Source organism: Haloarcula amylovorans (genome assembly GCF_004681185.1).
Lineage (GTDB): Archaea > Halobacteriota > Halobacteria > Halobacteriales > Haloarculaceae > Haloarcula > Haloarcula amylovorans.
Genome location: NZ_SRIF01000005.1, coordinates 150,045 through 167,174 on the forward strand (window position 1 = coordinate 150,045; position 17,130 = coordinate 167,174).

12 protein-coding genes are annotated in these 17,130 nt (G+C 66.3%); 2 read left to right on the top strand and 10 right to left on the bottom strand.

The annotated features are described in order from the left end of the window. Positions 1-172: 172 nt before the first annotated feature. From E4S61_RS18195 to E4S61_RS18215, 6 genes are all read right to left on the bottom strand, one after another. Positions 173-7,630, bottom strand: coding sequence for a malectin domain-containing carbohydrate-binding protein (locus E4S61_RS18195; RefSeq protein ID WP_135305365.1), 7,458 nt, complete (start codon positions 7,628-7,630; stop codon positions 173-175). A 635-nt stretch (positions 7,631-8,265) separates the two neighbouring features. After that, a complete protein-coding gene (locus E4S61_RS25575; protein WP_164509626.1) occupies positions 8,266-8,403 on the bottom strand; it encodes a hypothetical protein in 138 nt (45 codons plus the stop codon). Between the two features lie 91 nt (positions 8,404-8,494). Then, a complete protein-coding gene (locus E4S61_RS18200) occupies positions 8,495-8,677 on the bottom strand; it encodes a hypothetical protein (RefSeq protein WP_135305366.1) in 183 nt (60 codons plus the stop codon). A gap of 7 nt (positions 8,678-8,684) precedes the next feature. Next, positions 8,685-9,524: an aldo/keto reductase gene (locus E4S61_RS18205; RefSeq protein ID WP_135305367.1), complete on the bottom strand. Its 840-nt coding sequence runs from the start codon at positions 9,522-9,524 to the stop codon at positions 8,685-8,687. After that, positions 9,521-9,835: a Gfo/Idh/MocA family oxidoreductase gene (locus tag E4S61_RS18210; RefSeq protein WP_135305368.1), complete on the bottom strand. Its 315-nt coding sequence runs from the start codon at positions 9,833-9,835 to the stop codon at positions 9,521-9,523. The genes E4S61_RS18205 and E4S61_RS18210 overlap by 4 nt, the downstream gene beginning before the upstream one ends. Before the next feature lie 30 nt (positions 9,836-9,865). After that, the gene (locus E4S61_RS18215) at positions 9,866-10,162 is read right to left on the bottom strand and encodes a DUF7577 domain-containing protein (RefSeq protein WP_135305369.1); all 297 of its coding nucleotides are present in this window, start codon (positions 10,160-10,162) and stop codon (positions 9,866-9,868) included. Between the two features lie 136 nt (positions 10,163-10,298). Here E4S61_RS18215 and E4S61_RS18220 point away from each other — a divergent pair, with 136 nt between their 5' ends. After that, entirely contained in the window at positions 10,299-10,760 is a 462-nt protein-coding gene (locus E4S61_RS18220) for a DUF6735 family protein (RefSeq protein WP_245180826.1), read from the top strand. Positions 10,761-10,769: 9 nt separating this feature from the next. Then, complete coding sequence (gene nucS / locus E4S61_RS18225) at positions 10,770-11,498, top strand: endonuclease NucS (protein ID WP_135305370.1); 729 nt, start codon at positions 10,770-10,772, stop codon at positions 11,496-11,498. Positions 11,499-11,539: 41 nt separating this feature from the next. Here nucS and E4S61_RS18230 read toward each other — a convergent pair whose 3' ends face one another. The 4 genes from E4S61_RS18230 to E4S61_RS18245 all read right to left on the bottom strand — a co-directional run bounded on the left by E4S61_RS18230 (position 11,540) and on the right by E4S61_RS18245 (position 17,110). Continuing rightward, the gene (locus E4S61_RS18230; protein WP_167768558.1) at positions 11,540-11,803 is read right to left on the bottom strand and encodes a HalOD1 output domain-containing protein; all 264 of its coding nucleotides are present in this window, start codon (positions 11,801-11,803) and stop codon (positions 11,540-11,542) included. A 77-nt stretch (positions 11,804-11,880) separates the two neighbouring features. Then, positions 11,881-14,685 (bottom strand): DNA mismatch repair protein MutS, encoded by a 2,805-nt coding sequence (gene mutS / locus E4S61_RS18235; protein ID WP_135305371.1) that lies wholly within the window; start codon positions 14,683-14,685, stop codon positions 11,881-11,883. A 63-nt stretch (positions 14,686-14,748) separates the two neighbouring features. Next, positions 14,749-15,948, bottom strand: coding sequence for a DUF5305 domain-containing protein (locus E4S61_RS18240; protein ID WP_167768559.1), 1,200 nt, complete (start codon positions 15,946-15,948; stop codon positions 14,749-14,751). A gap of 16 nt (positions 15,949-15,964) precedes the next feature. After that, positions 15,965-17,110 carry a S26 family signal peptidase gene (locus E4S61_RS18245; RefSeq protein WP_135305372.1) on the bottom strand — a complete coding sequence of 382 codons (1,146 nt, stop codon included), beginning with the start codon at positions 17,108-17,110 and terminating at the stop codon, positions 15,965-15,967. Positions 17,111-17,130 lie beyond the last annotated feature (20 nt).

The window sequence follows — 17,130 nt, forward strand, 5'->3', positions numbered from 1 at the left end:
TGATCGGGACCCTCACGCGTCGGTCGCGTGTGGTGTCGCTGTCGCCGCACACCCGCTGCCGTTCGATGTTTCTGGCAGTTACCCCCGAACGGCGAGGGGTGCGGGCGGACGCTTACACGCCGGACATCCGGCGCAGTTTGTAGAGTCCCGTACATCGGTCTCGGTCGCGTCCTTACGCGCTCCCTCCTTCGACGATTTCGATGGCGTTGACCTGCGGGTTCTCGGCCGTCCCCTGTTCGAAGGTGACCGTGATCGTCCCGTCACCGTCGTCGGTGACGGTGACGTTCTTCATCGTCCCGGTCTGGTGGCCGACGTCGGCCACGGGGTCGTAGTTCGTCAGGACCTGCTGGCCCTCAACGAAGGCGTTGAAATCTCGGTCGCCTGGGTCGCTCGTGCCGGAGAACTGGTTTCCGACGTACAGTCGCACCTCGACCTGCTGACCGGAATCGACCGAGAACTCCCAGGTGGAGTTGCCGTAGCGCTCGCAGTCGTACACCGCGTCCGGCGTGCTCGCCGGAACGGCGGCGCTCGTCGAGGTGATGTTTCCGTCGCAGTAGTTCCCGCCGTTAGACGGGGCGACCGAGGCGAGGTACTGCGAACCAGTACCGGAGACGCCGGTCCAGTCGGGACCGTCGTCCGTCGCGCTGACGGTGGTGCCCTCGCCTGCGTTCACGCGGTGGAGCACCTGCGTGTCGGACGAGCCGCTATCGCTTCCCTCGTCGTACTTCATGACGACGACGTTCGACGTCGCGCCGGTGTCGCCGCTTTCGTCCTCGACGGCGGCGACGAAGTAGTTGAAGCCGCCCTCGACGCCGCTACCGGACGTATTCGTCAGCGTGACCGGAACCGTCGCCTGGCCGTTGCTGTCGAGTTGGACAGTCTGGTAGCCGACGTTCTCGGCGGTGTTGGCCTCGTAGGCTTCGAGGTCGTAGCCGTTCGCCTGGTTGGCGAGTTCGAGCTGGCCCTCGACGTGAAGCAGCGAGACGGTCGCACCGGCCGGCCCGGAGACCGTGACGGTCTGGTCGGCCGAGGAAACCGTCGCAGCGCTGTGTCGGCTGTCGAGCGCGGTCGAATCGAGCGAGACGCCCGCTGCGCCGGCGGTCGGCGCGGTCGCGACGTCCGCTTTCGCGGTGGCCTGCGAGCCACCCGCACTACCGTCGCCAAACAAGTCCGTCGTCTGCGTGGTGCCGTCGGCGTACTCGACGGTCACCGCCGCGCCCGAGAGTTCCAGCCCGGAGACGGAACCGGCCGCGCCGGTCCCCTGGGCGTTCTTGATACTCGTCGGGTCGATGTCCGTCGAGAAGGCGAAGGACTCGCCGGTCTGGAAGTCGTCGAACGACGCCGACAGTTCGTCGTAGCCGTCCGACGAATTCACGCCGTTGTGCGGGGCGGCGAACGAACCGCCCTGAAGACCGGTCGCGCTCGCGCCGCTGTCGGGCGTGAAGCCCTTCGCGCCCGAGTCACCGGCCGTCCCGTCCGGGTCGAAGACCACGTCGGGGAACGTCGCCGAACTCAGGTCGTAGGTGACCGAGGATATCTGCTTGTCGCCGGTGTTCGTGACCTCGAAGGAGCCGCTACCGTACGTGCTCGCGTCGACACCGCTGTTCGCGTTGACGGCGAAGTCGGCCGAAGCGGTTCCGCTGGAACCGCCCGAGCCGTCGTCGGCCGACACGACCTCGATGGCGCTGACCTTGGCGTTGTCGGATTCGGTGACGAACTCCAGGTTCAGTTCGCCGTCGGTCACCTCGACGGTGACCGTCTGGTTGGTCGCGTTGAGCGTGCCGGCGTTCGCGTAGATGTCGTAGTCGTTCAGGACCTGCTGTCCCTCGGCGTTGACGTCGAACAGTCGGTCGCCGACGTTCGTGCCGTCACCGTTGACGTCGGTGGTGTCTTCGGAGGTCCCGTGGTAGATCTCCGCGAACTCCAGGGTGACCTCGTAGGTGCCGTTCGGAACCGACGCGTTGTACCAGAAGTCGCCGTACCGTTCGGTCTGGTACAGCGGGTCGTTCTGCGTGTCACCGATGGCCTGATCCGTGCTGTAGGTCGAGCCACTGTTGAAGTTCGTATCCGCCTGATAGACCGTTCCGTCGGTCGCGGTGTACTCGCTTCCGCCGGCGTTCACGGCGAAGGCGACGTCATCGGAACCGCCGGTATCACCGCTGTCGGTGCTCTCTTCGTATTTCAGGACCACGACGTTCGAGGCCAGACCCATGTCGCCGCTGGCCTCGCCGTGTGCGGCCACGAAGTAGTTGTAGCCGGCGTTGCCGGCGTCCGAGTCGCCGGTCGTGTTCGTCAGCGTGACCGGGACAGTCGCTTCGCCGTTGCCGTCGAGCGTGACCGTGTAGTACTCGACCGCTTCGGCGTCGTTGGCCTCGTAGGCCTCGATGTCGTACCCCGGTTCGCCGTCGTTGTCGGCGTCCGGAACGTTCGAGAGCGTCAGTTCGCCCTCGACGCGAACGAGCGTGACCGTCTCGCCCGGTTCGCCGGTGACCGTGACGTTCTGGTCGGCCGAGGAGACGGTGGCGGCGCTGTGGTAGTCGTCGAGCGCGCTGTCGTCGAGCGAGACGTCCTGTGCGCCGATGGTCGGCGCGGGGGCCTCGCTGTCGTTGACGACGGCGGTCGAGCCGCCGTCGCTGCCGTCACCCATGAGCTGGGTGGTCTGAGTCGTCCCGTCCTCGTAGGTGACCGTCACCGTCGAGCGGGCGAGCTCCAGTCCGGAGACCGGCCCGGCCTCCTGTGAGCCGACCGTCGCGCCCTTGATGCTGGTCGGGTCGTTGTCGGCCCAGAAGGTGGCCTGCTCGCCGGATTCGAAGTCGGCGAACTCGACGGTCATCACGTCGTAGCCGTCGTCGGCGTTCTGCCCGTTGTGGGGTTGTGAGAACGCGCTGTAGTCGCCGTCGGTGGTTTCGGCGGTCGTGATGTTGGTCCCACCGTCACTGGCGATGTTGAACCCCTCACCGGTCGGGTCGCCCGCGGTTCCCTGCGGGTCGAAGACCATGTCCGGGAGCGTCGCCGTATCGAGGTTGAACGACACGGACGAGATGTTCTTCTCGCCGGTGTTGGTGACCTGATAGGTGCCGCTACCGTAGGTGCTGGTCTCCAGCCCGGTGTCGGGCGTGATCTCCACGAGCGCCGACCCAGCGGCGGTGTCGCCGTCGTCACTGGAGCCGTCGCCCACGGTGGCGCCGGTAGCCCACATATTGATGAGTTGTTGCATCTCCGCGTCACTGATGGTCTCGCCGCCGGTGTTCGGCACCTCGCCGCCGGTGGCCCACCAGTTGATGGCCTGCTGGATCTCGCTGTCCTCTATCTGCGTGTCGTTGTCGCCGCCCATCGCGACCGCCTCTGCGACGGTCATGGTGTCGTCACTACCGTCGCTGACTTTGACGATCTCGATGGCCGAGACCTTCGGGTTCTCCTGCTCGTGCAGGAACTCGACGTCGATAGTGCCGTCAGAGGGCGTCACCTCGGACGACTCCATCACGCCGACGTCGTGACCGTGCTGCTGATAGATGTTGTAGTCGTTCAGCTTCGTCTCTCCCTCCACGACGACGTCGAAGGTCCGTGGACCCTGTGCGTCGACGTTCGAGGCGTCGAGGAAAATCTCGGCAAAGTAGAGACGGACCTCGTAGGTCGCGCCCTGCTCTGCATCGAACGACCACTGCATCTCGGTGTCGTCAGCGGCCGAGCCGCTGGTGTTCTCGTCATAGCGTTCCGTCTGGAACACCGACGCGGGCGTGCTCGACGGCACCGAGCCGTCGAGCGTGACCGTATCCGTCGTACTGTACGTCTGGAGACCGTTGTCGCCGTCGGCATTGACGTACTGTGACGGACTGCTATCCGTGTCGGCGCTCCACGCCGGACCGCCATCGGTCGCCCCGACCTCGGAGCCGCCCGCGTTCACGCGGTAGACGACCTCGCCCTCGGCGGGCGCGGTGTCGGTGTCCTGCACGGTGACGTTCACCGTATCGGCGTCCGTGTCCTCGCCGTCGGAGACGTTGACCTCGAAGGTCAGGGTCGTCTCACCGTCGACCTCAGGTGCGGTGAACGTCGTCTGCTCGCCGTCGTTGACGCTCAGGCTGACGTCGGGACCGGCCGTCTGGGTCCACGTGTACCCGAGCTGGTCGCCGTCCGGGTCGTCGCTACCGGAGGCGTCGAGGGTCACGTCAGTGCCCTCGTCGACGGTCTGGTCAGCGCCCGCGTCGGCCGTCGGCGGCTGGTTCGCGGGCGGCGTGACGTACTCGACGGAGATGTCGGTCCACGTCGCCGAGAACGTGCTGCTCGCGCCGTTGGACGTCGAGATGACGCCGAACGCCGGCGCGACGCCGTCCGAGGTGTCGAACCAACTGGCCGGGACCGCGGCGGTTCCGACTTCGGTCGTGTTACCCGCGACTTCGTACTCGGCGGTCACCGCGACCTCTTCGACGCCGTTGTCCGGCGCGGGGTCGGTCGTCGGGTCCACCGTCATGCGGAGCGTCGTCTGTGACGTCGTGACTGCGCTGTCGCTGACGATGTTCGGCGAACTCGGGTGGGTGAAGGAGTCGTCGACCTCTTTGGCGAACTCGATGCCGCCGTTGCCGCCGTCGGCCGCGACGACCAGCTTCGTGTAGTTCGACTGGTCGCCGGTGCCGACGAACAGGCCGGCGGACTGGTAGTTCTCCGGGTTCTCCGGGAAGCTACTCACCGTCGTCTCGACGGTGAACGGCTCGTCGGGCGTGTCCGCGCCGAACTGGAAGCCGTACTGCTGGGTGTTCGTGTTCGAGTAGGCGTCCCCCTGCGGGACCTGCTCGACCGTCAGGACCTCGGCCGCGCCGCCGACCGTCATCTGCGTCGGGTCGTAGAGGTCCTGGTAGTTCTGCCCGTTCGTCATCAGCCCGGTCCAACCCTGTCCGTTCTCGCCGAAGAGGCTGAGTTCGGAGAGGTCGTGCTGGACCGGCAGGGTCGTGTCCATGCCGTTGCTGGCGTCGACCGCGAACGGGTCCTCAGTGTCGTCGAGGCCGTCGTTGTCGTCGTCCGGGTCGTTCAGGTTCGACGTGCCGTCGTCGTCGAAGTCGGCGGGCGTCGAGGCCGACGAACACGGGTCGGTGCCCGCGTCGATTTCGTCGGCGTTGTCGTAGCCGTCGCCGTCCTCGTCGAGCGAGGCGTCGTCCGCGCCGGTACACTGCGTGCCGCCGCCACCGCTGTCGCCGTAGTCGACGGGTTCGAGGATGGTGAGGCCGCCGCTGCCGTGGTTGGCGGTCCACACCGTCCCGGCGAACACCTCGTCGTCATCCTGCGCGGTGACGCCGAGGGGCCCGTTGGTGTTAGCGATGGTCTCGACGTTCGTGACCGTCGTGCCGTCGTCGCTCAGCTCGACGCGTTCGATGTCGCCGCCGAGCTCGACCTGCACGAGGTCGCCCTGCATGGCACCGCCGAAGTTCGAGGCGGTGTACTCCGTGGTCGCGCCGGTCGGCCCGAAGAGGACCGGGTCACCGTTCTCGAACTCCATCGTGTTCGCGCTGCCCGCGGGTGCGCCCGGGTCGGGCGAGCCGCTGGTCGGCGGGATGTAGTCCGCCTCCACCGGATTCACCATACTGGACGGAACGGGCGAGTTCGCCGTCGTGATGTCGAATATCACGTTCCCGTTCGCGTCGTAGATGTCCGCGCCGGTCGGGTTCGCGCGGATGGGCGCGGCGTGACCGCCGTAGTCGCCTTCGTCGACTTTGACGAGTTGGTCGTTCGTGCTGTAACTCCCGTCCTCGTTCGGGTGGTTCGTGACGCTCGACGCATCGGCGACGATGTTGCCGTTCGCGTCGGCCGGCTGGCCGCCCCAGCCACCGTTCGGGCCGTGGTCGGCCGCGTAGACCTGCCCGCTCTCGGTGACGACGAGGTCGTAGGGGTTCCGATAGCCGGGCGAGTAAATCTGCACCGGCCCGCCCTCAACGAGTTTCGCCTGATTGATGCCGTCGTTGCCGCCGAACGGCAGGTCGTCGCCGTCCGTGGCGTCGTCGTTCTGGATGGTCGGAATCCCGTAGAAGAAGGACAGGTCCGGGTAGTCACTGTCGTAGCTCTGGAGATTCTTCTCCTGATAGTTGTTCTCTATCTGAGCGAGATCGATCTCTAAGATGGCCGCCGAGAGCGCGTACTCGGGCGTGTGTCCGAAGTTGTCGCCCGGCGCACCCTTGTTCGTGTGCCCGCCCTGTGCGACGTACAGCGTGTCGCCGTCGGCGGAGAGGTCGATGCCGTTGGTGGCGTGGTTCTCCTCCGAGCGCGGGAGGCCGAGGACCATCACGTCGTGGCTGACCTCGCTCGCCTGTAGCGTGCCGTCGCTGCCGGGCGAGATCGTCAGCCGGGAGATGGCACCGGAGTTAGTGTCCGTGTCGTCGTCGTCCTGTCCGACGTCGATTTCGGGGTCAGACGAAGAGACGTAGACGACCGGATTCTCGGCGGTCCCGCCGGCGGTGATACCGGTGATCTGTCGGTTGGTCTCACTGGTATCGAGGTTTCCGAGGTCGTCGTGGTTCGGGATGTCTTTGATCGCGTCGATCTGGACCTCGTTGACGACCTGATAGCTGTTCTCGCCCGTGCGTTCGACCGTGAGCGCGTAGACGGTTCCGCCCTGCGTCGAAACGTAGGCGCGGCCGTCGGGGCCGAAGTCGATGGCCGTCGGGTTCCCGGCGCTAAAGCCCTGCAGTTGGCTCTTCGAGAAGCCGGGATCGACTGCGCTCGCGCCCTCGCCGGTCAGATTGACCGTCAGTGGGGAGTTGCTCCCCGTGTGGCTGACTTCGAGCGTCGCGCTCTTCGTGGCCACCTCTGACGGCGAGAACGTCACCGGAATGTCGGCGGACTCGCCGGGTGCGAGCGTCGTCTGTGACGCCGACCCCGCCGAGAACGCGCTGTCACCGGTAACCGAGATGTCCGAAATGTCGATGCTCTGATCGCCGTCGCCGCCGAGGTTCGTCACCGTCACCGTCTTCGTCTCGCTGTCGCCGGTGACGACCGACCCGAAGTCGACGTCCGACGGGCCGCCGAGCGTGTCGGGTTCCGGTTCGGCCGCAACGATCTCGATGGCGTTGACCTGCGGGTTCTCCGTGACGTGTCCGAAGTCGACATCGACGGTCCCGTCGCTCGTGACGGTGAACGACTCCATCGCGCCGGTGTCGTCGCCGTACGCCTCGATGATGTCGAAGTTCTCGAGGACGGTCTGGCCCTCTATCGAGACGTCGAAGACGCGGTCTCCGGGACTACTGGTCCCGGAGTACCCGTCGTAGAAGTAAAGTCTGACCTCGACTTGCTGGCCATCCGGGACGTCGAACTCGTACTGCATCTCCGGGCTCTGGGACGAGTCCCAGCGCTCCGTCTCCCAGATCTGGCTGGGCGTGTCAGATGGAACCGAGCTGTCGATTGTGCTCGGCTGACCGTGGCTGGACGTCTCGTCCTGACCCGCGACCTGATAGTCTATCAACGGGTCCCAAGTGTTCCCGTCCGCGGTGAACGAGCCGCCCGCGTTCGCCTGATAGAGTGTGTCGCCCGCTGTTTGTCCCTGCGCTACCCCCACACTGAACATCGCACCGATTCCCATCGCCGACGTGATCATCAAGACCGAAAAGACGACTGCGAAAAGTCGCGTCGCTTCGTTCGTTCCCCTCATCCTCTCCCTAACTGATTCACTGTAGCTGTTTGCATGATTCTCGACTGGCACCGACGGCGACCACGCCGAACCCCCCTCCCGCGCGGCGAGCAGGTCCGAGCGACGCGACTCCCGCTCCGCTCACGCCGGGAGACAGCAGTCGACTGGCCTGTCGGAGCCATCGCTCGTCTCTGCTCCAGTTGACACCTTTGTTATGGATTATATGACGCTAGTTTGATACTGGTGAATACCGTTCAAACACCGGTTATACTCGCTTAGGAGTCCTTCCACGTTATCTACGTACCAACTAGCGGTAGCGTGCTCAGCGCAGCCGCTGGCGAGAGTGTTAGGAAGCCATTTCTGGCCGTGAAACGCCTGAAATACCGTTCCGTGGGCGCTCGGGTTGACCAGACAGCCAGGGATGGCGGTCGAAGCCGGATCGAAGCGAACCGACCGCGACGGAGAGCCGGTGCTGACGGTCGTCGCTCACACGGCTACGAACGCAGTTATCGTCGACAGCGGTCGGCAACGACGACGAGACATCTCCGTGACGCGTCGGTCAAAGACAGCAGCACGTCGTGCTCCCCATCGTCGTTCGCTCGACGGACAGCTATCGCTCGTGAGTGGGTCAGCAAAGAACAGTCGGCAGCGTGGTGCTATCGTCGGTCTGATTCGGGGTTGTGCTTGCGGCGATACGTACCGACCATCTTCCAGATGGTGTCGTCGATGGCCTCTCCGTTGGCCTCGTCTTCGAGCTGGCGGTACAGGTTTTCCGAGACTTCGATGCGAGGCATCAACTGTGCATATGAACCGGGAGTTAATAAAATCTCTCTGACACGGAATCGAGTAAACCATTCGAGTCAGGCGGGTTAAACGACGAGTGGGTCACTCGGCGTAGAGCCATCTCGCGCCGAAGGCGACGAACCACGCCATCCAGACGCAGAAGATCGCCAGCCACGCGGCGTACTGCACCGTCGGACTGGGCGCGAGGCGATAGGCGACGAGAAGACAGAGCGCGACGCTCACGGCCGCCAGGGCGTCGAGTCGGGTCGGCGCGGGCGGCCCCATAGACGGCCTACTGCGAGATGCCGTAGGTGTCGCTCGTCCAGTCCCGTGCGGGGTGGTCGTACACCGGCTGGTGGTGGTCGATGTCGTCGATGCGCTGTCGGTCCTCCTCGGCGAGGTCCCAGTCGAACAGTTCGAGGTTCGCTCGGACGTGGTCCGGCGAGGTGGACTTCGGGAGGGGAACGACGTCGTTCTCGACGGCCCACTTCAGAATGACCTGCGGGACAGAGCGGTCGTACTCCTCGGCGACGGCCTGTATCGTCTCGTCCTCGAACACCTCGGTTCGGCCGAGCGGCGCGGCGGCCTCGACGACGGTGTCCGTCTCGCGGCAGTGCTTGACGACGTCGTCCTGGGTGTTCCACGGATGGTACTCGATCTGGTTGACCGCGATGGGCACGTCGCTGACGTGCTGGGCGGCGCTGAGTTGGTACGCGCTGAAGTTCGAAACGCCGACGTTCCGGACCTTCCCCTCTGCTTTGAGGTGGGCCATTGCGTTCATGGTCTCCCGAATCGAGATCGCCGGATTTGGCCAGTGGACCAGATACAGGTCCAGGTACTCCGTATCCAGTCGGTCCAGCGACGCCTCACAGGAGGCGATGACCGACTCGTAGTCGAGGTGTTTCGGCAGGACCTTCGACGTGAGGAAGAAGTCTTCGCGCTCGTAATCTGTGAGTGCGTCGCCGATGGCGGCCTCGTTGTGGTAGCCCTCAGCGGTGTCGACGTGACCGTAGCCGGCGTCTAACCCCGCCTGTACGGAGTCGCCGACGATGTCGTCGTCGAGTTGCCACGTCCCGACGCCGACCATCGGGAGTTCGTCGCCGCTCGGCAGTGTCGTGGTGGGAATCGTCACACTCGCCCGAAGTCGGCCGGGGGCAAAAACGGTTCGGCCCAGTCAGTTCGGGCCGGCCACGGCGACCGGCGCTCCCTCCTCGGCGCTCTGATACAGCGCTCGATGGCGGCCTCGGTGAGCATCGCCTCGTAGTCGCCGTAGGCCGACTCGATACCGAGTTCGTTGGTGACGGCACGGGCGCGGTCGGCATCACGAGAACCGATCGCGGCGACCTCGTGGTCGCTTCGCTGGATCGCTGGAATCACCGACTCGCGTCCGATTCTGGCCGTCGAGAGCACTCCGAAACGCGTGTCGACGTCGTCGCTTCCCACACACCTCAACGCATCCCTCCGGGAGCAAAATCAGTACGGTTGCGTGCGGTCGGGCGACTGTCGTCGGGGCGCGCTACTGGAGAGGTCGGCCACGCACTCCCGGCAGAACTGGTAGCCCCGCTGGTTGACGGCCCCGCAGTGAGCGCAGTTGACGGTCCCGCCCGCCTCCTCTTCCTCGTCGCTACCGACTGCTGGCCGCGTCTCCGCGTCCGCCTGCGTGGCACCGGCGGCGGCGTCGCTCTGCCGGCGGTAGGCGTACAGCATCGTCAGGACGTGTAACCCGACGAGCAGGGCGATGGCACCGTACAGCCATTCGCTCCCTATCATACTTGCTGATACGGCGACGTGCTACTTGAGGGTTGTGCATGATTAGCATGGTTCGGCTGACTCGCTGATTCCAGTAGGCGTCGACGGCCGGACCGAGCGAGCGTTCAAGTAGGGAGACGCGACCACCGACGTGCATGTGCAGAGACCGGGGGAACGAGCGCTGATGGGGCGGCGGACGCTCGTCGCCGTCGTGCGTGCGGACGGCCGATTCGACTGTCGGTACGCTCACTGGGGCGTCGACGCCGACCCTATCGCGCAGTCCGAACCGCTGGGACGTGCATGGCCGGCGGCGACCGTCTGTTCGACACTCGATGCGGGGTTCGACCAGTTGCTCGTCTGTGACGGGACGGTTCGGCGCTACTGCGTCTGTTGGCTGGACCCGACGCTCACCGACTCCGAGGATGTCGTCCTCGTCCGTGCCGACGACCCGGCGGCGCTCCGCGAGTGGTGGGTCGAGACGAAGAGCCGTGCCTGCGAGGTGGTCGGTGACGGGATCGACGCTCGGACTGCGCGGGCGGGACTACTCGTCGCCCTTCGTCAGCGGGCCGACGCGGTGTTCCTGCTCGACGACGCGTCCTTTTTACGGACCGACCGCTAACCGCAAGCCGTGACTGCCGAGAGCGCCGTCGAGACGCTGAGCCACCCCGCCCCCGACACCGCGCGCGACCTCGTCGAGCGCGCGATAGAGCGAGGTGCGATGGTGACGCTGTTCGGCCCTTGCACCGTCGAGTACCAGGGCCGTGCGGCCAGTTCGCTCGGTCTCGGCGACCGCCACGTGACGCTGAAGCCCGACGGGACCGCGCTGGTCCACACCGACGAGGGACAGCAACCCGTGAACTGGCAACCGCCGGGGTGTGACCACTCCGTCACCGTCGCCGATGAGTCGCTGGTGATTCTCTCGGAGCGGACCACTCCCGACGAGGAACTCGAAATCGCGTTCGAGACGGTGGCCCACGCCGCGGCCTTCGACGTAAGCGACCCCGAGGAACTGGCGGTTACCGGGACTGAGGCCGACCTGAAAGACCGGATACTGGAGACGCCGGACCTCGTCGAATCGGGCTTTACGCCGCTGGCGACCGAGCGCGAGACGCCCGCGGGCGCGGTCGACATCTACGGCGAAGATGCCGCCGGGCGAACTGTCGTCGTCGAACTGAAGCGCCGACGGGTCGGTCCGGACGCCGTCGGCCAACTGAACCGGTACGTCGACGCGCTCAGACGGGATTTACACGCCGAGACGGAGGTTCGTGGCATCCTCGTCGCGCCGTCGGTGACCGACCGCGCACGGCAGTTACTTGCCGAGAAGGGACTGGAGTTCGTCTCGCTCGCGCCGCCGTGACCGTTCGCTAAATCGCCGTGAGACTATTCGATACCGGGAATTCAGTAGACATCGATGTCGCCGGCCGCGGTGACGACCACGTCGTGACCGTGATAGCTGAACGCGACGTGTGCGACCGTCCCGCTCTCGACGAGCGCGGCGAGCGCGTCGGGGTCGACGGCCGTGTTGAGGGGTGGGAGCGACTCGATCGGGTCTTCGCTGACGTTCGAAACCGCCTGGACGACGGCCGGGGCGACTGCCTCCGGATCCTGGAAACTGGTCGAGACCAGCGGGGCCGTAGACGGGGTATGGGCTGACGTTCGCATAGTGGCTGTCATATCTCTAGGATAAAAATACCTGTACCTTACAGGTTAGTAAAGTATAGTATTCAACTGATTGCCAGCTAGTCCCCATCTGGACCGTCTCGCTCGACCCGGTCTTTGAGAGTCGCGAGCGTGTTCAGCGCCTCTAGTGGTGTCATCGTCGCGACGTCGGTCTCTCTGAGTGTGCGTACCAGCGTCTCGGGGTCGTCGGTCACCCTCTCCGGGGCGACCATGTCGGCCGCCGAATCGTGGCCGTTCGTCCGCAGCGTCGTCCCGGCCTCGCCGGCGGAACGGCCGCTGTCGCCGCTGTCCCCGCAATCGTTGCCGCCACTCCCGCTGTTTCCCCTGGCCGAGGCTCCGTCCCGCCGGTCGTCGGCGAGCAGTTCCCGAGAGCGGGCGACGACGTCGTCGGGGACGCCCGCCATATCGGCCACTTCGACGCCGTAGGATGCCGCGGCCGCGCCGGGCGCGAGTTCGTGGTCGAAGACGACGTTCCCCTCCTCACGGCTCGTCCGGAAGTGGCGGTTGGCGACGCCGGCCAGTTCCCCAGCGGCCGCCGTCAGATCGTGGTGATGCGTCGCAAACAGCGTGTACGCGCCCACCTCGTCGTGGAGGAACTCGGTGACGGCGCGAGCGATGGCCAACCCGTCCGCCGTCGAGGTGCCCCGTCCCACCTCGTCCAACAGGACTAGCGAATCGGCCGTCGCCTCCGAGAGGATGGTCGCCAGCTCGGTCATCTCGATCATGAACGTCGAGCGCCCGCCGGCGATGTCGTCGCTGGCTCCGACGCGAGTGAACACCCGGTCTAGTATCGGGAGGTCGGCCGACGCCGCGGGGACGAAACTACCGGCCTGGGCCAGCAGGCAGACGAGCGCTACCTGCCGCATGTAGGTGGATTTCCCGCTCATGTTCGGCCCGGTGACGACGGCGAAGAAGGGGTCCCGTTCGGTGTCGGTCTCTCGGTTCTCGTCGTCTACCCCGACCGGGCCGCTGCCGAGGTGCGTGTCGTTGGGGACGAACGCGTCTTCGGTGCGCTCGACGACGGGGTGTCTCCCGGCCCCGATCTCGATGCCGTCGCCGCCGACGGTCGGTCGGCAGTAGTCGTGGCCGCCGGCCACCTCGGCGAAGGAGACGAGGACGTCTAGTCGCGCGAGTCGGTCCGCGAGTGCCTGCACCCGTTCGGCCTCGTCGGCGACGGCATCCCGCACTGAGCAAAAGAGGTCGTACTCCAAGTCGTCGGCTTCGCTCTCGGCACGGAGAATCGTCTCTTCTCGCTCCTTGAGCTCGGGCGTGTAGAACCGTTCGGAGTTCTTCAGCGTCTGGCGGCGCTGGTAGTCCTCGGGCACCGAGTCGAGGTTGGCATTGGTCACCTCGATGTAGTAGCCGTGGACCGAGTTGTGGCCGACCTTCAGCGAGTCGATGCCAGTTCGCTCGCGCTCGTCGGCCTCTAGGTCGTCTATCCACTGCTTGCCCGAGCGCTCGGTCGAGCGCAGGTCGTCCAGTTCGTCGTCGTACCCCTCGCGGACGACGCCGCCCTCCGTGATCTCCTGTGGCGGGTCCGGTCGAATGGCGGCCTCTATCTCCTCGCGCGTCTCGGTCAACGGGTCGATTGTCGCGTGTAAGTCCGAGAGCAGGCGAGCGTCGGCCTCGGACAACGCTTCGCGCACGTCGGGCACCACCGACAGCGTCGCCGCGAGCGAGCGCAGGTCGCGCGCGTTCGCGCGGCCGCGAGAGACGCGCGAGATGAGCCGTTCGAGGTCGTACACGTCGGTCAACAGGTCGTGCAGCCGCTCGCGGGTCGCGGGGTCCCGCGACAGTTCCGCGACGGCCTCGTGACGTGCATCGATGCGGTCCTCGTCGAGCAGCGGTCGGCGGAGCCAGTCGGTCAACTTCCGGCGGCCGAGCGCGCAGGCCGTCTCGTCCAGCGTATCGACGAGCGTCAGGTTCGCGTGCCCCTGAACTGAGCGCCGTTCGAACAGTTCGAGGCTCTCGACGGCCACCGCGTCCAGCAGCATGTACTCGCGGGGGTCGTAGCGCGTGAGGTGGTTGAGGTAGTCGAGGGTCCCTTCGGGGTCCACGTCGGGATCTACGGGTTCGCCGTCGGGGCCGACCGCGCCCGCACTGCCGCGAGTGTACTCGGCGTAGGCCAACAGCGCGCCACAGGCCCGTCGCTCGGCGTCGCCGGCCAACAACCGCTCGGGTGACCCGAAGTAACGCTCGATGCGCTCCTCGGCCCGCTCACGCTCGAAGGCGTCGGCGTCGTACTCGGTCACGAGACACGCCGGACCGAACACCGCGTCCGCGTCGACGTCCACGTCGGGGCCGACGATAGCCTCGGCGGGGCCGAACCGACTCAGTTCGTCGGCGACGGCCGTCTCACTGCCGACGCTCGTCGCGTAGCAGTCGCCCGTCGAGATGTCGACCAGCGCGAGGCCGTAGTCGCCCTCGCCCTCGGTCAGCGCCGCGACGTAGTTGTTGTCCGCGCCGCCGAGCAGTTCGGCTTCGGTGAGGGTGCCGGGCGTGACGATGCGGGTGACCGCCCGCTCGACCACGCCGCTGACCTCGTCGGGGTCCTCGACCTGGTCGGCGACGGCGACCCGGTAGCCCGCGTCCAGCAGCGTCTCGATGTACGACTCGGCGTTGTCGATTGGAATGCCCGCCATCGGGTACTCCCCGGTGGAGTCCTCCCGTTGAGTCAGCGTAATCTCACAGAGACGGGCCACCCGCTCGGCGGCCTCGCAGAAGGCCTCGTAGAAGTCGCCCACCTGAAAGAGGACGAGTGCCTCGTCGTAGCGCTCGCAGAGCTCGAAGTACTGTGCCATCATCGGCGTCAGGTCGTCCTCTAGCTCGGCCATCTTCGCTGGCGGGCCAAGCGCAGCGTCCATGGCTGGTCTGGCGGTGCCGGCGCAGAAATACTCCACGGTCGGGCGGCTCTCGGGCGGGGTCGCTCAGTCTTCGTTGCCGGACGCACCAGGCACGTCGGATCCGTTCTGCTCCTCGGCGAGCAGGTGTTTGTCGGCGGCTTTTGATTCCGTTCCGGTTCTATCCTGCCCTTTCGTCGGCTCCGCCGGTCGGTCGTAACGGTACCACTGTCCGTCGCCGAGGACGAGACAGGCCCCGCGTCGGCGGTCCTCGATGACGCGTTCGTCGGTGTCGATAGCCACGTCGACCAGCCCCGACAGCGAGTCGACGGTGACGACCGGCGGCCCCTCTGCCTCGCTGGGCACGCGTCCGGTCGTTATCCAGTCGTCGAACTCCTCGCGGGTCGAGCGATACGCGAGCCACCGGCGCTCGGCGTCCGTGACGGTTAGCCGACCGGAGCGGCGCGCGGCCACGAGACCGAGCGCGCCGACACCGCCGAGGAGCAACAGGAGCGGGCCACCAGCGGTTCGGAGCGGGCCGTACTCGACAGGGACCGTCGTCTCCTCGGTCTGTCCGCCGGAATCGGTCAGCGGTCCCGAGTCGCTGACGCGATAGACGCCCTCCCCGGGGTCGATAGACAGTCGAGACGCGTCGCTCGCTTTGACGGGGCGGCCGTTGCGCATTCCCGAGCGCTCGACCTCGGCGACGACGGCGACTTCGGTTCGTCCGGGCGTTCCGCCCAACTCGCTGTCGATGCGGTCGGCCTCCGCGGCCGCCGCAGAGGCGTTGAGAGAGAACGGCACGACCGCTCGCTCACCGGGTTCGAGCGACGACGTGCTGACTTCGTTTAGCGGGCGTTCGACGCGCCAGTAGACTGTCTCGTTGCCCCCGCCGGTCTCCTCGACGGAGCGCATGACGAGCGTCACCGTCGTATCGACAGTGAGATTCCCGCCGTCGCTGGCGGCGTACGTGTAGACGAATGAACCGTTCAGGCGAGGTGTGAGTCGCTGGAAGTACACCGAGCGGTTTCGGAGGACGGTGCCGGCTGCGAACGCTTCGGTGTCGTTGACCACGGTCGCGCTGTGCATGAACTCGCCGCTCGACTGCCACGACGCCACCTGTCGCGGCTCTGTCTGAGTCCCGCCGTCGAGATAGGTCGTGTACGTGACCACGCCGCCGAGGACGCCGATCAGGACGAGCGCGCCGAGTACGAGCGCGTAGTTGTCGACCAGCAGTACCCGAAGGCGACGGCCCCGTGTGTCCGGTTCGCTCGTTCTGTCGTTCATGGTATCCTGAGTAGTTCTATCTGAGCCGAGAGAGCAGTCGGTCGAATCGGGAGGGACTGTTTCGGGAGCGAGTCCGGACGCGGCCGGTCCCAGCGAGCGCCGCCCCGAGGAGGTAGAATGACCCGCCTAGCATGCTGTCGATGGCGACGATGGGAAGCCACGGATGCACCTCGTAGAGCGCCCGAATCGTCGACTGTGGAAGGACCAGCAGGTAGCGGTGTTCGACGAGGAACTGTCGGTAGTACCCCGTCTCCGGCGGCGCGGTGAGGACGAGCGTCGCGTTGACCGTCGCGCGGCCCGGAATCCGCGTCTCTCGTGGCTGGACGTCGACGCCGTCGGTGACCGGTTCGAAGTACGCGACCACGGGGATGAACCCGCCGTTTTGGAGGAGATACGGCACCGATTCGCTGGTTCCCGTCTCGATGACGCGGCTTCCGGGCGCGTCGCTTTCGGCGCTGACGACTCCGAATTCGGTACTTCCTGCCGGGGCCACCATCGCGGCCGTCGCGGCCAGCACCACTGCCGCCGCGAAGACGGCGAGGACGAGGCGGACGTTCGTCCCGGTCTCTCGCGACCGGGACCGCTGGCGCTTCCGGTCACTCCCCGCTATCACGTCCGCGACGTATGCCGTGAACGAGAGCGCCACGAGCAGATAGGCGATGCCCTGTGTGCCGAGCAGCGAGCGACTGCCCGTGAGCAGCGTGAGGCGCTGTTGTAGCCACGCGATGCTGTCCTGTGTCCCGGTGACGAGCGTACCGACGCCGGGAATCGCCAGGACTGCTCCGCCGGGTTGCCAGGCGACGGCGACAATCTGAGCGTCGGTCACTGGCGGTTCGTCGCCGTCCTGGTCGGTAAACGGGTTGTTGTCGCCTCTGGTTACGTAGCCGCGGTCGTTCTCACCGACGACCCGGTGGGTCGTCAACCCCCCGCCGTGTAGCTCTTCGGCCCGAAACGTGACGACGTCTCCCTCCTCGACTGGGCCTGCGATGGCCGCCGGAACCGCCACGAACCCGTCGCCAGGGTCGAGCGTCGGTTGCATACTCCCCGTCGTGACGTAGCCCAACAGCACGGGTTGGCCGAGCAGTTGCCCGGCAACCATCGCGACGAGGAACAGCGCCATCGCTCCCTCTAGCCCCAGCTCTACCCCCCTCCGCAGTGTCATCGGTTTCTGTATGATACGCC

Bases quoted from the DNA above. Each gene is read 5' to 3' on its own strand.
- E4S61_RS18230 (WP_167768558.1), bottom strand. From the start codon at position 11,803: ATGCGAACGTCAGCCCATACCCCGTCTACGGCCCCGCTGGTCTCGACC.
- E4S61_RS25575 (WP_164509626.1), bottom strand. From the start codon at position 8,403: ATGCCTCGCATCGAAGTCTCGGAAAACCTGTACCGCCAGCTCGAAGAC.
- E4S61_RS18195 (WP_135305365.1), bottom strand. From the start codon at position 7,630: ATGAGGGGAACGAACGAAGCGACGCGACTTTTCGCAGTCGTCTTTTCG.
- E4S61_RS18215 (WP_135305369.1), bottom strand. From the start codon at position 10,162: ATGATAGGGAGCGAATGGCTGTACGGTGCCATCGCCCTGCTCGTCGGG.
- E4S61_RS18245 (WP_135305372.1), bottom strand. From the start codon at position 17,110: ATGACACTGCGGAGGGGGGTAGAGCTGGGGCTAGAGGGAGCGATGGCG.
- E4S61_RS18240 (WP_167768559.1), bottom strand. From the start codon at position 15,948: ATGAACGACAGAACGAGCGAACCGGACACACGGGGCCGTCGCCTTCGG.
- mutS (WP_135305371.1), bottom strand. From the start codon at position 14,685: ATGGACGCTGCGCTTGGCCCGCCAGCGAAGATGGCCGAGCTAGAGGAC.
- E4S61_RS18200 (WP_135305366.1), bottom strand. From the start codon at position 8,677: ATGGGGCCGCCCGCGCCGACCCGACTCGACGCCCTGGCGGCCGTGAGC.